The following is a 7,125-nucleotide window of genomic DNA, read 5'->3' on the forward strand; positions in this document are numbered from 1 at the left end:
CCCCGCGCGGGCTCCCGGCCGCCCCCCCGCGCGGGGCGCGCGCGGGCTGCGCGTCGGCGGGCCGGCGGCGGGGGGCGCGGGGGCGGCCCGCCCCCCCCCCCCCGCCACTACCCAGACGAAGGGCACTGCCCCCGCGCGGCCATCACTCCGCAGCAAACTCCAGCGTGCGACGCCAGCGCAGCGGCGTCTGCGCACGCGCCGGGTCAGGCCCAAACCGGGTCAGCCACCCGGCCGCCAGCGCGCGCTCACGCAGGCGCTCGCCGATGCCTTCGGCGGTCTCCACCTCGACATGGGTCACCTTGCCTGCGGCATCCACGTCCATCGCCCAGACCAGCTTGCCCACCCACTCGGCCGGCGGAATGGACGCGTCGTAGTTCGGCCGCCCCGCCACGTAGGGCTGGTCATGCCGCAGGTACAGGGGCGACGCCTCCAGCGTCGGATCCACGCGGATCTGCGCGCTGCCACGGCGTCCATCCCCCAGCACGGCATCGACGGTCCACATCCCGGCCGCGCCGGTACTTCCAAGGTCAGCGGCATAGCACTTCTTGCGGCCCCGGTAGTCCTCGTGGGCCGTGCGCGAGACCTGCACGCCCTTGGCATCACGGATGTCGATGTGCAGGCCCGCCACGTCGGTATCGACGAGATTGGCGGCCACGCAGATGCGGTGATCGTGGTGGCCGTCGGCAATGAACAGCTGGGTCTGCGAGCGCGCGAGGGCATCTGCCGGTGTCGGCGCCCACAGGAATTCCACGTAGACGTCCTCGGCGGCGACTGCGACGGGACTGGCCAGTATCAGCAGCAGGCCTGCTGCGGCAATGCGTGCGGTCATCGTTCCTTCCCTGGTGACGAATCCCGATCCTCGACGATGGTGCGTGGCGGAGCAACCAGGCCGGAGGGTCAGAGCCCTTTCCTGCGGAAAGGGATCCGACCCCGCCATTGATATTGTATCCACCGGAAACCGCTTGCTAGCCTGCCCTCCATGCGCTGGATTGCCCGCCACCTCCGTTCGACCCTGCTGATGCTGCTGATGGCGGCATTCGTGGTCGTGCCGGTGGCCGATGTGCTGGCCTGTGCGGTGGAACCGCACGACACGGTCGCGGCCCATGTTGAAGCCGCGGCCGACGACGCAGACGGCGACAGCGACGGCACGCATACCGGCGCCTGCAGCCATAACCACTGCCACCACTCCAACCTGAGCCTGCCGGCCGGCACCGTTGCTGCCTTCGGCACGCCGCTGCCGGCACGCTGGATGGCGGACGGTGACAGCGCGACCTATGCCGTCGCGCAGGATGAACTGAAGCGTCCTCCCCGGGCGTGAGTTGAGCGCGTCCCGCGATCGCGGGCTTCCGTTTCACTCACAACCGGACATCCTTCATGTCGAACTCGACACCTCGGTCGCTGCGTGCGGCCGGGCGGGTCATTGCCGTATTGCTGGGCCTTGCCCCGGCACTGCAGGCGATGGCGCAAGCCGCCCCTTCCTATGACACCCTGCTTGAACGCCTGGACCAGCTGCCCGGCGCCCGCGTTGGCGCGGCCCTGGCCGACGCTGCCGAGGCACGCGCCGAGCAGGCCCGCGCCCTGCCCAACCCATCGCTCTCCTACACCACCGAAAACGCCTGGGGTACCGGCAGCTACGGCGGCATGGGCCGCGCCGACAACGTGCTCACCCTGTCCCAGCCGCTGGAAATCTGGGGCCAGCGTGGTGCACGCGTACGTGCTGCCCGCGCCGAAGCACAGGCCGCAACACTGCGTGGGACGCAGAGCCGCAGTGATGTAGCCAGCCAGCTGGCGGCGTTCTACGCGCAGGCCGAGAGCGCGCTGCGTCGTTACGCCCTGGCCAAGGAAGCGCTGACCCTGACCCGCGACGATGCCGTGGCCGTCGACGCGCTGGTGGAGCAGGGCCGCGAACCGCAGCTGCGCGCGGTGCAGGCGCGCAGCGAAGTGGCCAATGCCACGGCAGCACTGGATGAAGCACAGGCCTTCCGCGATGCGGCTTTGGCGCGGCTGGCGAGTGCGGCCCTGCTGGATGCGCCGGTGCAGTCCATCGACAACAGCCTGCTGGATCGCACGCCGCCGCTGCCACGCGGCGCCGGTGATGCCGCGCTGGCGGTGCGTATCGCCGAAGCCGAGGCACAGGCCAGCACCCGTCTGGTCGACGTGGAGCGCAAGCGTGCCCTGCCCGATCTCAGCGTGACCGCCGCGCAGACCCGTTTCCGCGAGGACCGCGAACAGGCCTATACGCTGGGCGTGAGCCTTTCGATCCCATTGTTCGACCGCAACCGCGGCGGCATCCGCGCGGCCAGTGCCGAACAGCGTGCGGCCGAAGCGCGGCTGGACCAGCAGCGTCGCGACAGCGAAGCCGAGCGCCTCGCGGCGGTGGCCGGGCTGAAGGCTGCCGGCAGCCGCACACGCGCCGCCGATGACAGCGTGGTGGCTGCCGAAGAAGCCTACCGGCTGGCCCGCATTGGCTTCGACGCCGGACGCATCTCGCAGCTGGAACTGCGCAGCACGCGCAGTGCCCTCATCGCCGCACGCGGCAGCGCCGTGGATGCGCGCCTGTCGCGCGTCGGCGCGGAAATCGATCTTGCCCGCCTGGAAGGGCGCGCCCCGTTTGTGGAGGTTCGCTGATGTTCTCCCGTACTTTTTCGTTGATGGCCGCTGCCCTGTTGGGCGCGCTGCTGGCCGGCTGCACTGGCACTGCACAGACCCCAACTGCCGCTGCCGACGATGGCCACGGCCATGCACCGGGCAGCGCTGAGAACACCACAGGCAACGCGCCCGAAGCCGATGAAGGCGTGGTCGCACTGACGCCGGAACAGATCAAGGCGTCGTCCATCGAAGTGGTCGCCGTCGGTCGAGGCGGTGGCGGCTCCACGCGCCTGTCTGGCCGTGTGGAACCCTCGATCGGCGCGCGCGCGTCGGTGGCGTCCAGCGTGACCGGCCGCGTTGAACACGTGCTGGTGGCACCGGGCACGGCCGTGAAGCAGAACCAGACGCTGGCCATCGTGCTCAGCGGTGAGGCCGCGGTGCTGCGCGCCAATGCGCTGGCGGCTGCCGCCGAAGCCAAGGCTGCGCGCCTGGCCCACGGCCGTGACAGGGCGCTGGTGGAACAGGGCGTGGTCGCGCGCCAGGAGCTGGAAACCTCGCATGCACGTGCCATGGCTGCGCAGGCGCAGGCGGCGGCGGCACAGGCACAGGCCGCCGCCAATGGCGCACCCGATGCCAGCGGCCGCGTACGCATCACCAGCCCGGTGGCCGGCATCGTCGGCAACGTGCAGGTCACGCCGGGCGGCGTGGTCGCTGCCGGCAGCGTGGTGGCCGAGGTCGCCGATCCGGCGATGAACGAGCTGGTGTTCACCGCGCCACCGGCGCTGGCCGCACAGGTCACGCCGGGCATGACGCTGGAAGTGAGCGTCCCGGGCGGCAGCTTCACCGCCACCGTCACCGGCTCGGCCGCGGATGTGCGCCAGCAGGGCGGCGTGGCGGTGATCCGTGCCATGCCGGTGAACGCCGCGCTGCCGCCGGCCGGTTCTCCGGTGTCGGCCGTGGTGGTCACCGAAGCCCAGGGCGACGCGCTCAGCGTGCCGGCCGATGCAGTGCAGAACGTCGATGGCCGCAGCGCGGTGTTCGTCGCCGTCGACGGCGGCTTCAAGGCGCAGCCGGTGCTGGCCGGCCGCCGTGCCGGTGACCGCATCGAGATCCTCGGTGGCCTGACCGGCAGCGAACGCATCGTCGGCGCCAACGCCTTCCTGCTCAAGGCCGAACTGGCCAAAGGCGAAGCCGAGCACGGCCACTGAGGAGGCGACCATGTTCAAGCTGATCATTGAAACCGCGGTCCGCCACCGCTGGCTGGTGGTGTTCGCCGCCGCCCTGCTCGCGGCCGTCGGCCTGCTGCAGCTGGGCAAGCTACCGATCGACGCGGTGCCCGACATCACCAACCGCCAGGTGCAGATCAACACCGTGGCACCGGCGCTGACGCCGGAACAGATCGAACGGCAGGTGACCTACCCGCTGGAAACCGCGCTGGCCGGCATTCCCGGCCTGACCACCACCCGCTCGCTGTCACGCAATGGCTTCTCGCAGGTCACCGCCATCTTCACCGATGCGACCGACATCTACTTCGCCCGCCAGCAGGTGGCCGAGCGCATGCGCGAGGCCGCCGACGATCTGCCCGACGGTGCGTCGCCGCTGCTGTCGCCGGTCACCACCGGCCTGGGCGAGGTGCTGATGTGGACGGTGGACTTCACCGCGTTCGATCCGGCCCAGCTGGCCAAGCCCGGTGCGGCCGGCTGGCAGGCCGGCGAGGTCTACCGCACGCCGGAAGGCACCCTGCTGCGCACGCCGGAAGAACGCGCCACCTACCTGCGCACCGTGCAGGACTGGATCATTGCGCCGCAGATGCGCTCCAGCCCTGGGCTGGCCGGCGTCGATACGGTTGGCGGCTACGTCAAGGAATACGGCGTGCACCCGGACAGCGCGCGGCTGGCCGCGCATGGGCTGGGCCTGGCCGACCTGGTCACCGCCCTGCAGCGTTCCAACGTGCAGGCCGGCGCCGGCTTCGTGCAGCGCGCTGGCGAAGGCCTGGTGGTGCGTGCCGATGGCCTGGCGCTGACCACCGACGATCTGGCGCAGGCCCCGGTGGCCACGCGCAATGGCGTGGTGGTGCGCGTGGCGGACGTGGCCGAGGTGGCCTTGAGCCGCGCACCACGCCTGGGTGCGGCCAGCCGCAACGGCCACGAAGCCGTGCTCGGCACCGCGCTGATGATTGCCGGCGGCAACAGCCGCACCGTGGCCCAGGCCGCCGCGGAACGCCTGCAGCAGGTGAATGCCTCGCTGCCACCGTCCATCGTGGCAGTGCCGGTGCTGGACCGCAGCGAGCTGGTCAACGCCACCATCAGGACCGTGGCGAAGAACCTCAGCGAGGGTGCGCTGCTGGTGGTGGTGGTGCTGTTCCTGCTGCTGGGCAACCTGCGCGCAGCGGCGATCACCGCGCTGGTGATCCCGCTGTCGTTCCTGTTCGCCGTGATAGGCATGAACCGCTTCGGCATCAGCGGCAACCTGATGAGCCTGGGCGCGCTGGATTTCGGCATCCTGGTGGATGGCGCGGTGATCGTGATCGAATCCACGCTGCTGATGCTGGGCCAGCGCCGCGCCGAACTGGGCCGCGCGCTGACGGCGATGGAGCGCCTCCGCGTGGCTTCCGATTCGGCCATGAAGATGGCGCGGCCTGCGGCCTTCGGCCAGCTGATCATCCTGCTGGTGTTCGCGCCGATCCTCACCCTGGAAGGTGTGGAGGGCAAGACGTTCCACCCGATGGCGGCCACCTTCATGCTGGCCCTGATCGGCGCCTTCATCTTCTCCTTCACCTTCGTGCCGGCAATGGCCGCACTGCTGGTGCGCGAGCCCACGGTGAAGGACGGCGATACACATGCTGGCGACGGCGAGCACGAGACGAAACTGATCCGCGTGCTGCGTGCGCGCATCGAGCCGGTGGTCCGTCGTGCAGTCGCGCATCCGCGCACGGTGCTGGCCGGTGCGGTGATGATGGTGGTGGTGGGCATCGGTTCGTTCTCGCTGCTGGGCCGCGAGTTCATGCCCACCCTGGACGAAGGCAACGTGGCGATGCAGGCCCTGCGCGTTCCGTCCACGTCGCTGGAGCAGTCGCTGGCGATGCAGCTGGCGCTGGAAAAATCGTTGGCCGAACAGCCGGAAGTGGAAACGGTGTTCTCGCGCACCGGCACCGCCGAAGCGGCCATCGACCCGATGCCGACCAACATCTCCGACAGCGTGATCGTGCTGAAGCCGCGCGCGCAGTGGCCCGATCCGTCGCTGGACAAGGTAGCACTGGTGCAGCGCTTCGAGCAGCTGGCCGGGCAGCAGCTGGGCAACAGTTTCGAGTTCAGCCAACCGATCGAGTTGCGCTTCAACGAGCTGATTTCCGGCGTGCGCACGGACCTGGCGGTGATGGTGTACGGCGATGATTTCGCCGCCCTGCAGAAGGTGGCCGAGCAGGTGGCGTTGAAACTGCGCGCGGTGGACGGCGCCGCCGACGTGCGGGTGGAGCAGATTTCCGGCCTGCCCACGCTCAACGTCAGGATCGACCATGTCGCCGCCGCGCAGCATGGACTGACCGCGGCGGACGTGAGTGATGCGTTGTCCACCGGCATCGGTGGTACCACGGCCGGGCGGATCTTCGAAGGCGACAGACGCTTCGATGTGGTCGTGCGCCTGGACGATGCCGCACGCAACGATCCGGACCAGCTGGCCTCGCTGCCGATCGCCACGCCGGCAGGCCAGGTCGTGCCGTTGTCCTCGCTGGCGCGCATCAGCGTCAGCGAAGGGCCGAACCAGATCAGCCGCAGCGACGGCAGCCGGCGGGTGGTGGTGCAGGCCAACGTGCGCGGCCGCGATCTCGGTGGCTTCGTCAGCGAAGCGCAGGCCGCGGTGGCCGACGTGGCGTTGCCCGCCGGTGCCTACCTGCGCTGGGGCGGCCAGTTCGAGAACCTGCAGCGCGCGGAGAAGCGGTTGGCCACGGTGGTGCCGGTGGTGTTCCTGCTGATCGGCGGCCTGCTGTTCATGGCCCTGCGCAGTGGCAGGGAAGCGCTGCTGGTATTCAGCTGCGTGCCGCTGGCCCTGGTCGGCGGCATCCTCGCCCTGCTGCTGCGTGGCATGCCGTTCTCGGTGTCTGCGGCGGTGGGCTTCATCACCGTCTCCGGCGTGGCCACGTTGAACGGCCTGGTGCTGATGCAGGCGATCCGCGAGCGGCTGGAGGGCGGCGACCTGCCGATGCAGGCGGCCATCAATGGTGCCGCCAGCCGCATCCGCGCGGTGCTGACCACGGCCCTGGTGGCCATCGTCGGCTTCATACCGATGGCCATCGCCAGTGGTGCCGGCGCGGAGGTGCAGAAGCCGCTGGCGACGGTGGTGATCGGTGGGTTGATCACCGCCACGCTGCTGACGTTGCTGGTGCTGCCGACGTTTGCCGGGCGGTTGGTGAAGCGCTGAGGTGCGTTGGGGTCGGAGCCCTTTCCGCTGGAAAGGGATCCGACCCCGGATCAGGGTCGGATTTCCGGGCAGCGGCCGGCCCTACCCAGCCGCGATCAAGGCCTCGTCCGCTCGGCCATG

At 70.1% G+C, this 7,125-nt stretch carries 5 protein-coding genes; 4 read left to right on the plus strand and 1 reads right to left on the minus strand.

All coding sequences use genetic code 11. The features are described from left to right. Positions 1-142 precede the first annotated feature (142 nt). The gene (locus tag ACVOK1_RS19695) at positions 143-829 is read right to left on the minus strand and encodes a hypothetical protein (protein ID WP_254051356.1); all 687 of its coding nucleotides are present in this window, start codon (positions 827-829) and stop codon (positions 143-145) included. Between the two features lie 150 nt (positions 830-979). Here ACVOK1_RS19695 and ACVOK1_RS19700 point away from each other — a divergent pair, with 150 nt between their 5' ends. From ACVOK1_RS19700 to ACVOK1_RS19715, 4 genes are read left to right on the plus strand one after another with little or no spacing between them, the layout of a single operon-like run. Next, positions 980-1,318, plus strand: a complete 339-nt coding sequence (locus tag ACVOK1_RS19700; protein WP_406233888.1) for a hypothetical protein — start codon at positions 980-982, stop codon at positions 1,316-1,318. Positions 1,319-1,374: 56 nt separating this feature from the next. After that, entirely contained in the window at positions 1,375-2,628 is a 1,254-nt protein-coding gene (locus ACVOK1_RS19705; protein ID WP_481563010.1) for a TolC family protein, read from the plus strand. Next, the gene (locus ACVOK1_RS19710) at positions 2,625-3,797 is read left to right on the plus strand and encodes an efflux RND transporter periplasmic adaptor subunit (protein WP_481563012.1); all 1,173 of its coding nucleotides are present in this window, start codon (positions 2,625-2,627) and stop codon (positions 3,795-3,797) included. Before ACVOK1_RS19705 ends, ACVOK1_RS19710 begins: the two co-directional genes overlap by 4 nt. Positions 3,798-3,807: 10 nt before the next feature. Then, entirely contained in the window at positions 3,808-7,005 is a 3,198-nt protein-coding gene (locus tag ACVOK1_RS19715) for an efflux RND transporter permease subunit (protein ID WP_481563011.1), read from the plus strand. The last annotated feature ends 120 nt before the right edge of the window (positions 7,006-7,125 follow it).

This window comes from Stenotrophomonas sp. STEN087 (assembly GCF_056759115.1).

Coding starts and splice junctions, on each gene's coding strand:
- ACVOK1_RS19715 (WP_481563011.1), top strand. CDS start 3,808: ATGTTCAAGCTGATCATTGAAACCGCGGTCCGCCACCGCTGGCTGGTG.
- ACVOK1_RS19700 (WP_406233888.1), top strand. CDS start 980: ATGCGCTGGATTGCCCGCCACCTCCGTTCGACCCTGCTGATGCTGCTG.
- ACVOK1_RS19705 (WP_481563010.1), top strand. CDS start 1,375: ATGTCGAACTCGACACCTCGGTCGCTGCGTGCGGCCGGGCGGGTCATT.
- ACVOK1_RS19695 (WP_254051356.1), bottom strand. CDS start 829: ATGACCGCACGCATTGCCGCAGCAGGCCTGCTGCTGATACTGGCCAGT.